The 15,667-nt window shown below is 67.9% G+C and carries 15 protein-coding genes and 1 riboswitch; of the genes, 3 read left to right on the top strand and 12 right to left on the bottom strand.

The window, feature by feature from the left end:
• Positions 1–287: 287 nt before the first annotated feature.
• The gene (locus EOT10_RS12235) at positions 288–1,637 is read right to left on the bottom strand and encodes an NYN domain-containing protein (RefSeq protein WP_127828148.1); all 1,350 of its coding nucleotides are present in this window, start codon (positions 1,635–1,637) and stop codon (positions 288–290) included.
• Positions 1,638–1,678: 41 nt separating this feature from the next.
• Positions 1,679–1,918, bottom strand: coding sequence for a hypothetical protein (locus EOT10_RS12230; protein ID WP_100592168.1), 240 nt, complete (start codon positions 1,916–1,918; stop codon positions 1,679–1,681).
• A gap of 156 nt (positions 1,919–2,074) precedes the next feature.
• Between EOT10_RS12230 and EOT10_RS12225 the strand changes: the two genes are divergently transcribed.
• Together EOT10_RS12225 and EOT10_RS12220 are read left to right on the top strand one after the other, a co-directional pair.
• Positions 2,075–2,821: a rhomboid family intramembrane serine protease gene (locus tag EOT10_RS12225; RefSeq protein WP_127828147.1), complete on the top strand. Its 747-nt coding sequence runs from the start codon at positions 2,075–2,077 to the stop codon at positions 2,819–2,821.
• The gene (locus EOT10_RS12220; protein ID WP_127828146.1) at positions 2,818–3,099 is read left to right on the top strand and encodes an Lrp/AsnC family transcriptional regulator; all 282 of its coding nucleotides are present in this window, start codon (positions 2,818–2,820) and stop codon (positions 3,097–3,099) included. Before EOT10_RS12225 ends, EOT10_RS12220 begins: the two co-directional genes overlap by 4 nt.
• Positions 3,100–3,165: 66 nt before the next feature.
• Here EOT10_RS12220 and EOT10_RS12215 read toward each other — a convergent pair whose 3' ends face one another.
• The 6 genes from EOT10_RS12215 to ctaE form a co-directional block, all read right to left on the bottom strand.
• Positions 3,166–4,527, bottom strand: a complete 1,362-nt coding sequence (locus tag EOT10_RS12215) for an aminotransferase class V-fold PLP-dependent enzyme (RefSeq protein WP_127828145.1) — start codon at positions 4,525–4,527, stop codon at positions 3,166–3,168.
• Between the two features lie 164 nt (positions 4,528–4,691).
• A riboswitch (SAM riboswitch) is annotated at positions 4,692–4,809 on the bottom strand.
• Positions 4,810–4,893: 84 nt separating this feature from the next.
• A complete protein-coding gene (gene trpD, locus EOT10_RS12210; RefSeq protein ID WP_127828144.1) occupies positions 4,894–5,958 on the bottom strand; it encodes an anthranilate phosphoribosyltransferase in 1,065 nt (354 codons plus the stop codon).
• Positions 5,959–6,093: 135 nt separating this feature from the next.
• Entirely contained in the window at positions 6,094–7,731 is a 1,638-nt protein-coding gene (qcrB, locus tag EOT10_RS12205) for a cytochrome bc1 complex cytochrome b subunit (RefSeq protein WP_127828143.1), read from the bottom strand.
• On the bottom strand, positions 7,728–8,786 hold the full coding sequence (qcrA, locus tag EOT10_RS12200) for a cytochrome bc1 complex Rieske iron-sulfur subunit (protein WP_127828142.1): 1,059 nt from the start codon (positions 8,784–8,786) through the stop codon (positions 7,728–7,730). Before qcrA ends, qcrB begins: the two co-directional genes overlap by 4 nt.
• Positions 8,783–9,592: a cytochrome bc1 complex diheme cytochrome c subunit gene (gene qcrC, locus EOT10_RS12195; RefSeq protein WP_127828141.1), complete on the bottom strand. Its 810-nt coding sequence runs from the start codon at positions 9,590–9,592 to the stop codon at positions 8,783–8,785. Before qcrC ends, qcrA begins: the two co-directional genes overlap by 4 nt.
• A 74-nt stretch (positions 9,593–9,666) precedes the next feature.
• Complete coding sequence (gene ctaE / locus EOT10_RS12190) at positions 9,667–10,287, bottom strand: aa3-type cytochrome oxidase subunit III (protein WP_127828140.1); 621 nt, start codon at positions 10,285–10,287, stop codon at positions 9,667–9,669.
• 187 nt (positions 10,288–10,474) lie between these two features.
• Between ctaE and EOT10_RS12185 the strand changes: the two genes are divergently transcribed.
• Positions 10,475–10,876 carry a DNA-binding transcriptional response regulator gene (locus EOT10_RS12185; protein ID WP_127828139.1) on the top strand — a complete coding sequence of 134 codons (402 nt, stop codon included), beginning with the start codon at positions 10,475–10,477 and terminating at the stop codon, positions 10,874–10,876.
• 80 nt (positions 10,877–10,956) lie between these two features.
• Here EOT10_RS12185 and EOT10_RS12180 read toward each other — a convergent pair whose 3' ends face one another.
• The 4 genes from EOT10_RS12180 to ctaC all read right to left on the bottom strand — a co-directional run bounded on the left by EOT10_RS12180 (position 10,957) and on the right by ctaC (position 15,440).
• Positions 10,957–12,213, bottom strand: a complete 1,257-nt coding sequence (locus EOT10_RS12180) for a L,D-transpeptidase (RefSeq protein ID WP_127828138.1) — start codon at positions 12,211–12,213, stop codon at positions 10,957–10,959.
• A gap of 130 nt (positions 12,214–12,343) precedes the next feature.
• Complete coding sequence (locus EOT10_RS12175) at positions 12,344–12,742, bottom strand: cytochrome c oxidase subunit 4 (RefSeq protein WP_127828137.1); 399 nt, start codon at positions 12,740–12,742, stop codon at positions 12,344–12,346.
• Positions 12,739–14,484, bottom strand: coding sequence for an aa3-type cytochrome oxidase subunit I (gene ctaD / locus EOT10_RS12170; RefSeq protein WP_127828136.1), 1,746 nt, complete (start codon positions 14,482–14,484; stop codon positions 12,739–12,741). The genes EOT10_RS12175 and ctaD overlap by 4 nt, the downstream gene beginning before the upstream one ends.
• Entirely contained in the window at positions 14,481–15,440 is a 960-nt protein-coding gene (gene ctaC, locus EOT10_RS12165) for an aa3-type cytochrome oxidase subunit II (RefSeq protein ID WP_127828135.1), read from the bottom strand. Before ctaC ends, ctaD begins: the two co-directional genes overlap by 4 nt.
• Positions 15,441–15,667: the final 227 nt, after the last annotated feature.

Raw genomic sequence — 15,667 nt, 5'->3', positions numbered from 1 at the left:
GTGACCCTCTGCCGTCACTCCCGATGAGTGATCACCCGAGCGGAGGTTCGAGGCGACCTTAGTGACCTTCTTGTGATCAGTTCAAATCCTGACGAGAAAAAACTCGGTCACCGAGCGCATTCTTTGCACTCAACTCACGTGCAGTAATGCCCGTTTGACACTACGTTGCGTAAACGATCCACCAATTCGGGCATCGAAACCAGAAGTTACGTATGGGACCTACGTTGCCAATGTGACGAAGGTGCAGAACCCGCGGACCGGAACGCCGGCTGAACGTCAGCCGACCGTCAACTGTGCGAGAGGCGCTTGAGGAGCATCACGGACGCGACGGGGCGCGCGCCCGCCTTGGCGACCCCGTCGGCCACCTCGCGGTCCGTGGAGACGACCACCACGGGCCGGCCGGGCGGTTCGGCACGCACCAGCTGACGGATCAGCTCGTCGGCCGTGACGCCCGCCTTGGAGAACAGCACGCGCACCCCGCGCGGCGGCGCGAGCAGGACGGGCGCGGCCAGTTCGGCCCCGTCGAAGACACAGGTCACCTCGGCGCCGGTCTGCGCGGCGAGCTGGGAGAGCGACCCGAGCAGCCGCAGCCGCTGCTTCTCCAGCGGCATCGTGGGATAGCCGGTCTTGGTGACGTTGTAGCCGTCGACCACGAGGTGGGCCTGCGGCAGGGCGAGGAGCTGGTCCAGGATGGCGGGGTCGTGCTCGGACAGGGCACGGGCCGCGATGTCCTTGGGTGACATCCGCCCGGGCTCGACGGCGTCCACCGTCTCGGCGGGGCGCACCGACACGGGCGGCAGCGCCAGCTCACGGCGCAGCCCCTGCGCGGCCTCGAGGACGGTGTCGAGCAGCAGCCGTACGCGCATGTCCTCGACGCTGCGGCCCTCGCGCGCCGCCTTGCGGGACGCCTCGAGGGCGGCTTCCGTCTCGCCGAGCCGGGCCTTGAGCCGCCGCGCCTCGCTGTCGGCGGCGGACAGCTGCGTGTGGGTCTCGGCGCGCACGGCCTCGGTCTCGCCGCGGGCCTTGCGCAGGGCCGCCTCGCCGCGCTTGACATCGCTCAGCGCGCTGCGCAGCTTGCGGTGCAGGGACTCGGCCTCCTTCTTCGCCGACTCCAGCTCCACGCGCAGCCGTTCCTTCTCGGCCCTGGTCTGGTCGTGGGCGGCCTCGACCTCGGCGCGCAGCCGCTCCAGCTCGGCCCGCGCCTCCTCGTCGGCGCGCTCGGCGTCGGCCCGCACGGCCTCCTCGCCGGCGGCCGCCACGAGCTTCACCCAGCCCGCGGGCCGCAGCACATAGGCCGCGGCGGCCACGTCGAGCGGGTCGGCGGCGGGCGGCGGCGCCCCGGAGTCCAGGGCGCCGGCGAGCTCCGGCTGGGCCTCTCTGAGGCGTTCGGCGATGCGCTGACGGAACAGCGTGTCGCCCTCGACGGCGGCCGCCATCGCGTTGCCGGCGAACTTGGCGCGCCGCGTCGGGGTGAAGCGCGCGTACTGCCTCAGCTGGGACGGCAGTTCGGCGACCGTGAGCCCGCCGAAGCCGTCCGAGACGATCTGCACGACCCGGCGCCGCACGCCTTCGGGCAACGGCCGGTCGAGCACCTCAGCGGCGCCGTCCCCGGCCTCCCCGCCTGCGCTCTCCACCATCCGTCACCCCAATGTCCGTATTCCTGGGGGTCCGGCTCCGCTCAGGAGCCGGCACCCGGCCTGTCCACGAGTTCGACCTGGTCCACCGCGTTGCACCAGCGGCAGCGCACCGACTCGATGGTCTCACTGACCACCTCGCGTTCCTCGACCTTCGGGTCACCGGCCAGGTCGAGGTGGACGTATTCGACGACCTTCGACGAGCGGGTCACGTCGAATCGCGTGAGGTTGCCGCAGAGAGTGCAGCGCCAACGGGTCTCGGCGGTCGGCAGGGGAACCGTCATCGGGGCTGTCGCCTTCTTTCAGGGTCGTACGTTTTCCGTGGTGCGTGGTGCCCGTAACCCTACGGCCTGCCGGGGACCCCCCGCTCGGGCGTCCACAGTGGGGAACAACGGCAGGCCGTCTGTGCAGGTGTGCCCCGTTACGTCATGCTCTGTCGCATGATCGACAATTGGGGTGCGGCGCTGGGCAGAACGGTCAGGTCGGCCGTCAGGGACCAGCCGGCACCGGTGACGTACGGACTGATCGTGCTGTGCTGCGCGGCCTTCGTACTCTCCCCCGGGTCCGGACTCAACCCCGTCTACGGCACGGGCGACCGGCTGCTCGCCGCGCAGAGCGACTACTTCGAGCACTGGGGCGTGATCCCGGCCCAGCTCCTCACCGGCTCCCCGCGCGCGGCCCTCACCACCGTCACGGCCCTGTTCGTCCACGGCAGCTGGCTCCACCTGCTGGGCAACATGCTGTTCCTGTACGTCTTCGGCGCGATGGTCGAGGAACGGATGGGCCACGTCCAGTTCGCGTTGTTCTACGTGCTCTCCGGCTGCGTGGCGCTCCTCGGCTACGCGATCGCGCACGCCGGCTCCGAGCAGACCCTGGTGGGCGCGTCAGGGGCGATCTCGGCGGTGCTCGGGGCGTTCCTGTACCTCTTCCCGGGGGCGCGCGTGACGAGCCTGTTCCCGTTCCTGTTCTTCCTGCCGCTGCGGTTTCCCGCCTGGGTGGTGCTGCCGTTCTGGGTGGCGCTCCAGTGGGCGGCGGCGGGGCAGGGCAGCCGGGGGCCGGGGGTGGCGTATCTGGCACACCTGGTCGGGTTCTCCGTCGGGTTCCTCTACGCGTGGGTGCGCTACAGAGGGCGGGCTACAGTGAAACAAGTCCCAGCCACGGCCACCGAGGGAGACAGCCAGCCGTGATCACCGCGATCGTGCTCATCAAGACCAGCGTGGACCGGATCCCCGAGATCGCCGAGTCGATCGCCGCCCTGGACAGCGTCAGCGAGGTCTTCTCCGTGACCGGCACGTACGACCTGATCGCCATGGTGCGCGTCGCGCGCCACGACGACCTCGCGGACGTCATCCCCGGGAAGATCAGCAAGATCGCGGGCGTGGAGGCCACGGACACGCACGTCGCGTTCCGCACGTACTCCCAGCACGACCTGGAGGCGGCGTTCGCGATCGGGCTCGACAACTAGCGGCCCCGTGACGACCGAAGGCCGCCCCGAGGGGCGGCCTTCGTCATGTCCGGCGAGGCGGGCGGATCACACCGCGGGGACGCAACGCCCGCCCTCGGTGCGGTAGTTCCAGCGCGCGCCCTGTCGGACCAGCTCGGTGACGGCGCGCACGAAGCGCTCCACGTGCTCGTCCGGCGTACCCGCACCAAAGCTCACGCGGATCGCGTTCAGCGACTTCTCGCCGGGCGCCGCCTCGGGCGCCCCGCACTCACCCTGCGTCTGCGGGTCGCTGCCAAGCAGGGTGCGGACGAGGGGGTGGGCGCAGAAGAGCCCGTCGCGCACGCCGATGCCGTACTCGGCGGAGAGCGCGGCGGCGAAGTGGGAGCTGTTCCAGCCCTCGACGACGAAGGAGAGGACACCGACACGCGGGGCGTCGTCGCCGAACAGCGAGAGCACCTTCACCTCGGGCACGGCCGCGAGACCCTCGCGGACCTTGCCGATCAGGTACTCCTCACGGGCGACGAGCGAGTCGAAGCCGGCCTCGGTGAGCGCCTTGCAGGCGGAGGCGATGGAGTAGACGCCGATGACGTTCGGCGAACCGGCCTCGTGGCGGGCCGCGCTGTCGTGCCACTCGACGTCCACCCCGCCGTCGGCGCGGCGGGCGACCTTGCGGGAGGCGCCGCCGCCCGCGAGGTAGGGCTCGGCACCCTGGAGCCAGTCGGCACGCCCCGCGAGGACACCGGAGCCGAAGGGCGCGTACAGCTTGTGCCCGGAGAAGGCGACCCAGTCGACGTCGAGGTCCTGGATGTCCACCGGGTGGTGCGGGGCGAGCTGCGCGGCGTCGAGGACGATACGGGCGCCGTGCGCGTGGGCCGCGGCGGCCAGCTCACGGACCGGCCACAGCTCGCCGGTGACGTTCGAGGCGCCGGTGACACACACCAGGGCGGGCCCGTGGGGGTCGCGGTCGGCGAGGGCGCGCTCCAGGGTCTGGACGGCCTCTTCGTGGGTGCGGGGCGCGTTCAGGTAGGTCACCCGGGCGTCGCGCCACGGCAGGAGCGAGGCGTGGTGCTCGGTCTCGAAGACGAAGACCTGACAGTCGGCGGGGAGTACGGCGGCGAGCAGGTTGAGCGAGTCGGTGGTGGACCGGGTGAAGATCACCTGGTCGTCCTCGCGGCAGCCGAGGAACTCGGCGACGGTCACCCGGGAGTTCTCGAAGAGGTCGGTCGACAGCTGCGAGAGGTAGCCGGCCCCGCGGTGGACGCTGCCGTAGTACGGCGCGTAGGCCGCCACGTCGTCCCAGACCCGCTGGAGCGCCGGGGCGCTGGCCGCGTAGTCGAGGGCGGCGTAGGTGACCTCGCCACCGGTGACGAGCGGAACGGTGACATCCCGGCCGAGAACGGGCAGGGGGGTGCAAAGCGACTGGTCGGCGGCAGCGGTGGAGACAGACATGGCGAACTCCCGTGAGAGGTAAGCGAAGTGACCGTGCGGAGCGGACAGCTCAACGGCACGGCTGAAGAGAAAAAGGGGGTGCGGAGGCGGGGCCCATACGCCCTATCGCATTCGCTTGCTCACGAGACTGCTCCCTTGAGGACCAGGACCCCAGGGTATGCAGGGGTCCGCGCTTGCAGTGCACCTTGCTGTGCACTGCCTGGTCTTCACCCAGGGCACCCCGCCACGGACGGAGGGTTGCCGGACAGCGGGCTGGGGCCTCGATCGCTGTCACTCATGACCTTGGAGAGCATCCTGCCACACGACGCGGGAACGGCGAGGGCGCGGTCCAGGCTGTGAGACGACAGCCCGGCCGCGCCCTCGGCGTCACGCGTTGGAGGCCGCCACCCAGCGCTCCAGGGCCCGCTTCGCCGCACCCGAGTCGATCGACTGAGCGGCGCGGTCCATGGCGGCCCTGATCTGGCCCGCCAGAGGCCCCTCACCGGGCGTCAGAGCGACGAGCGCGGCCGCCGAGTTCAGGAGTACCGCGTCCCGCACCGGACCGGTCTCCCCGTCCAGGAGCCGCCGCGCGACCTCCGCGTTGTAGGACGCGTCGGCGCCCCGCAGCGCGGACACCGGCACCAGGTCGATGCCGACGTCCCGCGGGTCGAAGGCCTCCTCGCGCACGGCGCCGTCGCGCACCACCCAGATCCGGGAGGTCGCCGTCGTCGTCAGCTCGTCCAGGCCGTCGTCGCCGCGGAAGACCAGGGACGAGTGGCCGCGCTCGGCGAAGACGCCGGCCACGATGGGCGCCATCCGCGCGTCGGCGACGCCGACGGCCTGGGCGCGCACCCTGGCCGGGTTGGTCAGGGGGCCGAGGAAGTTGAACGTCGTCCGGATCCCCAGCTGGCTGCGGGCGGCCGCCACGTACCGCAGCGCCGGGTGGAACTTCACGGCGAAGCAGAAGGTGATCCCCGCTTCCTCCGCGACCTCGGCGACGCGGGCCGGCGTGAGCTCCAGATTGACGCCGAGCTTCTCCAGGACGTCCGAGGCGCCGGACGCCGACGACGCGGCACGGTTGCCGTGCTTGACGACCTTGGCGCCCGCGCCGGCGATGACGATCGCGGACATCGTGGAGATGTTGACCGTCTTGGCGCCGTCGCCGCCCGTACCGACGATGTCGACGGTGTCGCCGGGTACGTCGATCACGTTCGCGTGTTCGTACATGGCCCGTACGAGACCGGAGATCTCCTCCACGGTCTCGCCCTTGGCCCGCAGAGCCACCGCGAACCCGGCGATCTGCGCGTCGGTGGCCTCGCCGCGCATGATCCGGTCCATCGCCCACGCGGTGTCGTCGGCGCTCTGGTCACGTCCGTCGAGCAGGCCGTTCAGTACCTGGGGCCAGGAACGGCCCGCCGCGGTGTTGCCTCCTGCGGGGGTCACAGCACTCATCTGCCGCTCCTGGTTTTCGGTGTCGATGGGAACCCCTCCACCCTATCCAGCCCCGGGACGGCAAAGAGCCCCGTCCAGGCACTGGACGGGGCTCTCGCCGTGGCGACCGCTGGGTCAGTCGGTCAGTTCAGGTGATCAGTGGTGGCCGTGGCCGCTGGTGATCTCCTTGTACTCCTCGACGGTGGGCTTGGGGATCTGGCTGTCCTCGCCGTACATGCCCTCGGACAGCTTCGCCCGCAGCTTCTGCGTACCGGACACCTTGCGCTCCACACCGTTCTCGTCGACCGTCGGGCCGATCTCGAGCGGCGCGTACTGCTCGTGCGCGGTGAGGGTGTGCAGGGCCTCGGAGTCGAGCGGCTCGTGGACCTCGATGAACTCGCCGTGCGGCAGGCGCTTGATGATGCCGGACTCGCGTCCGTGCAGCACCTTGTCCTTGTCCCGGCGCTGGAGGCCGAGGCAGATCCGCTTCGTGGCGACGAACACCAGGACCGGCACGACGAAGAAGCTGATGCGCACGAACCAGGTGATCGCGTTGATCGACAGGTGGAAGTGCGTGGCCCAGAGGTCGTTACCACCACCGACGAGCAGGACGAAGTACCAGCTGATCCAGGCGGCGCCGAACGCGGTCCGGGCCGGACGGTTGCGCGGGCGGTCCAGGATGTGGTGCTCGTTCTTGTCGCCGGTGACCCAGGACTCGATGAACGGGTAGACCGCGATGGCCACCAGGACGAGCGGGAAGATGATCAGTGGGATGAACACACCCAGGACGAGCGTGTGACCCCACAGGTTGATCTCCCAGCCCGGCATGAAGCGGATCAGGCCCTCGGAGAAGCCCATGTACCAGTCGGGCTGGGCGCCGGTGGAGACCTGGTCGATCCGGTACGGGCCGATGGCCCAGATCGGGTTGATCGACGCGATCGCGGCGATGACCGCGATGACACCGAAGACCAGGAAGAAGAAGCCACCCGCCTTGGCCATGTAGACCGGCAGGAGCGGCATGCCGACGACGTTCTTGTTCGTCTTGCCGGGGCCCGCGAACTGCGTGTGCTTGTGGTAGAAGACCAGGATCAGGTGAGCGACCACGAGGCCGAGCATGATGCCCGGCAGCAGCAGGATGTGGACCGAGTAGAACCGCGCGACGAAGTCGCCGCCCGGGAACTCGCCGCCGAAGAGGAAGAACGACAGGTACGTGCCGACGATCGGCACGGACAGGACCGCGCCCTCCATGAAGCGGACACCGGTGCCGGAGAGCAGGTCGTCCGGGAGCGAGTAACCGGTGAAGCCGGTGAACATGCCCAGGACGAACAGCAGGAAGCCGAACAGCCAGTTGACCTCACGGGGCTTGCGGAACGCACCCGTGAAGAACACGCGCATCATGTGCACGAACATGCCGGCGAGGAAGATCAGCGCCGCCCAGTGGTGGATCTGGCGGATCAGCAGACCACCGCGCACATCGAAGGAGATGTGCATGGTCGAGTTGAACGCCTCCGACATCAGCTGCCCCTGGAGCGGGACATAGCTGCCGTGGTACGTCACCTCGTTCATCGACGGGTGGAAGAACAGCGTCAGGTACACACCCGTGAGGATGATGATGATGAAGCTGTAGAGGCAGATCTCACCGAGCATGAAGGACCAGTGGTCCGGGAAGATCTTGCGCATGTTGGCCTTGGCCAGGGAGTAGATCCCGAGCCGGCCGTCCGCCCAGTCGGCTACCCGCTCACCGGCGGGCGCCTTCCCGCGCGAGGGCGCGTCGTTGCTGGTCGTAGTGCTCATCCGCGCTCCCAGAAGGCAGGACCGACGGGCTCCGCGAAGTCGCCGAGCGCCTGCAGGTAGCCCTCAGCGCTCACGCCGATACGCAGCTGCGGCAGCGCGTGGCCGGCGGGACCGAAGATGACGCGGGCGCCGTCGGAGAGGTCGAAGGTGGACTGGTGACAGGGGCAGAGCACGTGGTGCGTCTGCTGCTCGTACAGGGAGATCGGGCAGCCCACGTGGGTGCAGACCTTCGAGTACGCGACGATGCCTTCGTGGCCCCAGGCAAGCTCCTGCTTGTCCTTGATGTCCTCCGGCTGGATCCGGACGAGCATCAGGGCGGCCTTGCCCATGACCTGCTGGAAGTCCTCGTCGTGCTCCTCCACGCCCTCGGGCTTGGCGAAGGTGAGCGAGCCGACCGCGATGTCCGAGGGACGCAGCGGCTCGTTCGTGTTCACGTTGACGAGGAGCTTGCCCGCCTTCCACGCGGTGTGCCGGAGCTTGTCCTCCGGCAGCGGACCGAGGTCGCGGAGGAGGACGATGCCGGAGAGCGGGACCATCGCGACCGCGCCGAACAGCGTGTTGCGGATCAGCTTGCGGCGGCCGAACTGCGACTCCTGGGCGCCCTGCTTGAAGTCCGCGAGAACCTTCGCCTTGACGGCGGGCTCGGCCTCGATCGCGTGCCGCTCGTCGGCGACCTCCACGTCGGACATCAGGGTGCGGGCCCAGTGGACCGCGCCCGCGCCGATGCAGAACAGCGCCAGACCGAGGGTCATGCCGAGCGCGAAGTTCAGCGCGCTGATGTGACCGATCGGGAAGACGTAGATGCTCTTGCCGGGCTTGATCGCCACGAACGCGGCGATGAAGGCGATCGTGGAGAGCATCGAGAGCACGAACAGGAAGGCGACCACGCGCTCGGAGCGCTTGGCGGCCCGCTCGTCGATGTCCTGGATCCGGTGCTCGTGGGGCGGCAGCCCCGGGTCGGCGAAGGGATCGTCCTTCACCGCGACCGAACCGTGCGGCTGGTCGGCGTCCTGCGCGCTGGGCAGGTTCTCTTCTGGAATCTCTTGGCTACTCATGACTTCTTGGCCTTTGCGGTCCGAGCGGCGACCCAGACGGCGACGGCGACGAGCGCGCCGAGACCGAAGATCCAGGCGAACAGGCCCTCACTGACGGGGCCGAGCCCGCCGAGCTTCAGACCGCCGGGGCTCGTGGTCTTGTCGCCGTTGACCGCGTCGATGTACGCGATGATGTCCTTCTTGTTCTTCTCCGGCATCGTCGTGTCGGGGAAGGACGGCATGTTCTGCGGGCCCGTCTGCATGGCCTCGTAGACGTGCTTCGGGCTCACGCCCTCCAGGCTCGGTGCGAACTTGCCGTGCGTCAGCGCGCCGCCCTCACCGGTGAAGTTGTGGCACTGCGCGCAGTTGGTACGGAACAGCTCGCCACCGTTGGCGATGTCCGCACCCTCCGGGCTGACCTGGTTCTTCGTCGGGATGGACGGACCGGCGCCGAGCGAGGCGACGTACGCCGCGAGCTGGTCGATCTCGGCCTGCGAGTAGATGACCTTCTTCTTCGGGATCTGCGCGCCCGGCTGCTGCGCGGGCATGCGCCCGGTGCCGACCTGGAAGTCGACGGCCGCGGCGCCCACGCCCGTAAGCGGCGGCCCGTCAGTGCTGCCCTGACCGCCGGTGCCGTGGCAACTGGCGCAGCCAACGGCGTAGAGCTTCTTGCCCTCGTCGATGGCGAGGGACTGGGCGGTTTCGTCGGCCTGCGCCTTGCTCGCGGGTGCGAACGCGGCGTACAGCCCCCCGGTGGCCGCCAGCGCGAGGAGTAGGACGACGACCGCCGCCAGCGGATGGCGTCGTCGTGCGGAGAGCTTTTTCACGGATTACCCCGGTGTCAGGATCTTCTGCGTCGGTGCTTGCTGGATGAGTCGGTGCGTCGGAAGTGACGCGCCCGCTACTTGATCAAGTAGATCGTGGCGAAAAGGCCGATCCAGACGACATCGACGAAGTGCCAGTAATAGGACACGACGATGGCCGCGGTCGCCTGCTCATGGGTGAACTTCCTCGCCGCGTAGGTACGGCCGAGGACGAACAGGAAGGCGATGAGGCCACCTGTCACGTGCAGTCCATGGAAGCCAGTCGTCAGGTAGAACACCGAGCCGTACGGGTCGGAGGACAGCGAGAGACCGTCCTTCTTGACCAGCTCGGTGTACTCGAAGATCTGACCGCCGATGAAGATCGCACCCATGATGAAGGTGACGATGAACCATGTCCTGAGCTTCTTCACATCCCCGCGCTCGGCGGCGAAAACGCCGAGCTGGCAGGTGAGTGAGGAGAGCACCAGGATCGTGGTGTTCGTCGCTGAGAACGGAACGTTCAGCGACTCGGCCATCGTCTTCCAGTGATCTGGCCCGGTCACCGATCGCAGGGTGAAGTACATCGCGAAGAGGGCCGCGAAGAACATCAGCTCGGAACTCAGCCAGATGATGGTTCCGACGCTGGTGAGGTTCGGCCGATTGACCGACGGGTGCGCGTGCCCGGTTTCTACTGTCGTTGCTGTCGCCACGACCGACATTATGTCGGTCGCTTATCTCGCGCTCACCCCGGGGGGTGCCGTTCGGAGTGTCTGTGGGGTGTGTCCAGCCCGTATGGCCCATCGGAGGGGTGTCCGAACCGGTGTTGACGGGGTGTCGGGAGGAGTAGGCTCCGCGCAACGCTTCCCCACCTTGATGAGTCAAAGACGCCGAAGTCTCGGAGGAACGATGCAGTCGACCGCGACGGTCCTGGTCTACAGCGACAACGCACGCACCCGCGAACAGGTCCGCCTCGCGACCGGGCGCCGGCCCGCCGCCGACGTCCCCGAGGTCGAGTTCGTCGAGTGCGCGACGCTCCCGGCGGTCCTCAAGGAGCTGGACCGGGGCGGCGTCGACGTCTGCGTCCTGGACGGCGAGGCCGTTCCCGCGGGCGGGATGGGCGTGTGCCGGCAGATCAAGGACGAGATCTTCCACTGCCCGCCGGTGCTGCTCCTTATCGGGCGCCCGCAGGACGCCTGGCTGGCCACCTGGAGCCGCGCGGAGGCCGCGGTGACCCTGCCGGTCGACCCGGTCGAGTTCGCGGACGCGCTGGCGTCCGTGCTGCGCTCCCGCCTCGCCGTGGAGGCCTGAGAGCCCTCGGTACGCGGACGGGGCGGCCCACAGCGGTGCTGTGGGCCGCCCCGTCCGGTGTCGGTCCGGAGTCAGAAGTCTCACACCTCCGGGCTGAGCCGGGCCTGTTCGGCGGTGCTGTGGCCGCTCGGGGTGGTGGCCTGGATGGCGCTGCCCTTCTCCCAGCTCTGCCAGTTCAGGTTCCAGTCGCCGAAGCCGTTGCCGAAGGGGTCCATCTGCGCGCCGTTGCTGTTGACGACCTTGACTATGTCGCCCGCACGGACGGTGTTGAAGAACCATTCGGCGTTGCTGGTGCTCATGCCGGTGCAGCCGTGGCTGACGTTCGCGGAGCCCTGTGAGCCCGTGGACCAGGGCGCGGCGTGCACGTATTCGCCGCTCCAGGTCACCCGGGTGGCGTAGTAGACGGGCAGGTCGTACGAGTCCGAGGAGCCGGCGGCTATGCCGATGCTGGTACTGCGCATCCGTACGAAGTACTCCTTGCCGAGCACGACCTTGACGCCGTTGCGGGTCTCGAAGCCCGGCTTGCCGGTGGTGACGGGTATCTGGTTGATCTCCTCGCCGTTGCGGTAGACCGTCATCGAGTGCGAGCCCGCGTCGGTGATCGCTTCTATGCGGTCGCCGATGGTGAGGCGCAGGGACTTCGCGGCGCCTCCCCAGAGGCGGTCGGTCACCTTGATGCCCGCCAGGTTGCTGTGCGCCTCCACGGTGGCGTGGGCGGGCCAGTACTCCTCGGGGCGGTAGTGCAGGTGCTTGTCGTCCACCCAGGTCCAGGAGCCGTTCACGGCGGGCTGGGAGTCGACCTTCAGGGCCCGCTCGACTATGGCCCGGGCGGCCTTGTCCTTGACGGGGGCGCTGAGTTCGGCGGTGATGGGCTGGCCGACGCCGTACGTGCCAGCGTCGGGGCCGAAGGTGACCTTCAGGGCCTTGTTCTTGTCGGGCTTCGCCGTGTCGAAGGTGAGGACCTTCCGGCCGGGTGCCCCGTCCTCGTCCTCGGTACTGACGCGCACCGTGTAATGGGCGTCTGCGGCCAGCGGGGCGGTGCTGTGCCAGCGGCTTCCGTCGGCGGACAGTTCGCCCGCGACATAGCGGCCTATGCCGTCGGTGGCCGTCACGTCGGTGATACGGCTCCCGTCGTCCTCCGAGGTCACTTCCAAGGGCTTGTCGGGGTCGGCCTTCTTGCCTTCGGCCGGCCCGCTGACCTCGATCTGGTCGGCCGCGTCGTAGGGCTTCTCGGCGAGCGGGTGGCTGGAGCTGCCGCAGGCCGTGGCGCTCGCACCGAGTGCGGCCACCAGCAGGGTGCAGCCCATTACCGTGCGGATTCTCGGTGAGTGGCTCATGAGCTCACCGTATGAACCTTCGCTCTTCTCGGCGCGTCGAGTGGTCCGTCCGAGGCATCGTGTGCTGCGCATGCGAAAGGGCCCGGACGCTCCATCAGGAGTGTCCGGGCCCTTCGGTGGTGGTCCGGCCCTACTGGGTCCGGTTCTCACCGCGGTAGTACTCGAAGACCCAGCCCCACAGGCCGATCAGGATGATCGGGGCCGAGAAGTACATCAGCCACCAGCCGAAGATGACGCCCATGAAGGCGAGCGCACCACCGATGGCCAGGGAGAGCGGCTGCCAGCTGTGCGGGCTGAAGAAGCCCACCTCGCCGGCGTCGTCCGCGACATCGGCCTCCTTGTTGTCCTGCGCACCCACGTCGACCCGCCGGGCCGTGAAGGCCAGGTAGTAGCCGATCATGATGCACAGGCCGAAGGCCAGGAACAGCGCCGTCGTACCGGCGGGCTCCTTCGACCACACGCCGTAGACGATCGCCATGGCGAGCACGAAGATGCTCAGCCAGATGAACATCTTGCCCTGGATCTTCACTTGCCGGCCTCCTTGCCACCAGCGAGAGCCTTGTCCCCGTGGCCGTTCTGGAGCTGGTCCAGGGCGGCGATCTCCGGGTGGTGCAGGTCGAACGCCGGGGATTCACTGCGGATACGCGGCAGGGTGAGGAAGTTGTGCCGCGGCGGCGGGCAGGACGTCGCCCATTCGAGCGAACGGCCGTAGCCCCACGGGTCGTCGACCTCGATCTTCTTGCCGTACTTCGCCGTCTTCCACACGTTGTAGAGGAACGGCAGGATCGACAGACCGAGCAGGAACGAGGAGATCGTCGAGATCGTGTTCAGCGCGGTGAAGCCGTCGGCCGCGAGGTAGTCCGCGTAACGACGCGGCATGCCCTCGACGCCCAGCCAGTGCTGCACCAGGAACGTGCCGTGGAAGCCGATGAACAGCGTCCAGAACGTGATCTTGCCGAGCCGCTCGTCGAGCATCTTGCCCGTGAACTTCGGCCACCAGAAGTGGAATCCGGCGAACATCGCGAACACGACGGTGCCGAACACCACGTAGTGGAAGTGGGCCACGACGAAGTACGAGTCCGAGATGTGGAAGTCCAGCGGCGGGGCCGCCAGGATGACGCCGGTCAGACCACCGAAGGTGAAGGTGATCAGGAAGCCGACCGCCCAGAGCATCGGTGTCTCGAAGGACAGCGAGCCCTTCCACATCGTTCCGATCCAGTTGAAGAACTTCACGCCTGTCGGTACGGCGATGAGGAACGTCATGAAGGAGAAGAACGGGAGCAGCACGCCACCGGTGACGTACATGTGGTGCGCCCACACGGTCACGGAGAGACCGGCGATCGCGATCGTCGCGCCGATGAGGCCCGAGTAACCGAACATCGGCTTTCTCGAGAACACCGGAATCACTTCGGAAATGATTCCGAAGAATGGCAGGGCGATGATGTACACCTCTGGGTGTCCGAAGAACCAGAAGAGGTGTTGCCAGAGCAACGCTCCGCCGTTGGTCGCGTCGAACACATGGGCACCGAACTTGCGGTCCGCCTCCAGGGCGAACAGCGCGGCGGCCAGGACCGGGAAGGCCAGCAGGACCAGCACACCGGTCAGCAGCACGTTCCACACGAAGATCGGCATACGGAACATCGTCATGCCGGGAGCGCGCATGCAGATGATCGTGGTGATGAAGTTGACCGAGCCGAGGATCGTGCCGAAGCCGGAGAAGGCCAGACCCATGATCCACATGTCGGCGCCGATGCCCGGCGAGCGGACGGCGTCCGACAGCGGGCTGTAGGCGAACCAGCCGAAGTCGGCCGCACCCTGCGGGGTGAGGAAGCCGCCGACCGCGATGAGCGAGCCGAAGAGGTACAGCCAGTACGCGAACATGTTCAGCCGCGGGAACGCCACGTCGGGCGCGCCGATCTGCAGCGGCATGATCCAGTTCGCGAATCCGGCGAACAGCGGCGTCGCGAACATCAGCAGCATGATCGTGCCGTGCATCGTGAACGCCTGGTTGAACTGCTCGTTCGACATGATCTGGTTGCCGGGACGAGCGAGTTCGGCGCGCATGAAGAGCGCCATGATTCCGCCGATGCAGAAGAACGCGAACGACGTGACCAGGTAGAGCGTGCCGATCGTCTTGTGGTCAGTGGTGGTCAGCCACTTGATGACGACGTTGCCCGGCTGCTTGCGCCGGACCGGCAGCTCGTTCTCATAGCCCTCTTCGCGCGCGGCGCCTGCGGCACCGGCGCCCTGAGGTTCATTGAGGATGCTCACAGGTTGTTCGTCTCCCGGTTCTTCTCGTGGCTCGTCTGCGCGATGCCGGACGGGATGTAACCGGTCTGCCCCTTCTTCGCGAGGTCCTTGAGGTGCTGCTGGTAGCGCTCAGGAGAGACGACCTTCACGTTGAACAGCATGCGCGAGTGGTCGACACCGCAGAGTTCGGCGCACTTGCCCAGGAAGGTGCCCTCCTTGTTGGGGGTCACCTCGAAGGCGTTGGTGTGGCCCGGGATGACGTCCTGCTTCATGAGGAACGGCACCACCCAGAAGTCGTGGATGACGTCGCGCGAGGTCAGGACGAACCGGACCTTCTCACCCTTGGGGAGCCAGAGGGTCGGACCGGGGTTGCCGGTCTGCGGGTTCTTCGACGCCGGCGTACCGGCCTCGTAGACACCGCCGGCGTTCGCCGGGAAGTCCTCGACGAAGCGGTCCGGAATACCGGCCAGTTCCTTCGAGGTCTTCGCGTCACCCGTGGAGCCGGGCACGTTCTCGACGTAGTTGAAGCCCCAGCTCCACTGATAGCCGACCACGTTGATGGTGTGGGCCGGCTTGGCGGAGATGTTGAGGAGCTTCGACTCGTCTCGTGCCACGAAGTAGAAGAGGACCGAGACGATGATGAGCGGTACCACCGTGTACAGCGCCTCGAGCGGCATGTTGTACCGCGTCTGCGTTGGTACCTCGATCTTGGTGCGGCTGCGCCGGTGGAAGATGACGCTCCACAGGATCAGGCCCCAGACAAGGACACCCGTGGCGAGCGCTGCCGCCCACGAGCCCTGCCAGAGGGAGAGGATCCTGGGGGCTTCTTCCGTAACCGGGGTCGGCATACCAAGACGAGGAAAGTCTTTGTATGTGCAACCAGTAGCGGTTACCAGGATCAGGCCCGCAGTCAGCACCTGCGGCAGCTTCCGCCGCATCGGGCGCCGCGACGAGCGGTCGGAGCCGTTGGGACTCACGTAGCGCCTTCCCGAGAGTCTCGCCCGCGCTCTTTGGTTGGCTACGGCCGCCATCTCGCTGGTCGCTCGCCGCCCTGGCACACGGGCAGGGGTTTGGATGTTTATGCGGACCAAACCCTACTGGACGCTATTTGGGGTCGCGCGGGGAGGGTGCCTAACGCGCCGCGGGTCACTCAGAAGTGGTGGAACTTGCCGTTCCGGGGGGATCTGACGGGGAATCGGAGGGT

It is taken from the genome of Streptomyces antnestii (assembly GCF_004005495.1).
Lineage (GTDB): Bacteria > Actinomycetota > Actinomycetes > Streptomycetales > Streptomycetaceae > Streptomyces > Streptomyces antnestii.
The sequence above is the reverse complement of the archived record's forward strand: the minus strand, read 5'-3'. Positions and strand labels throughout refer to the sequence as shown.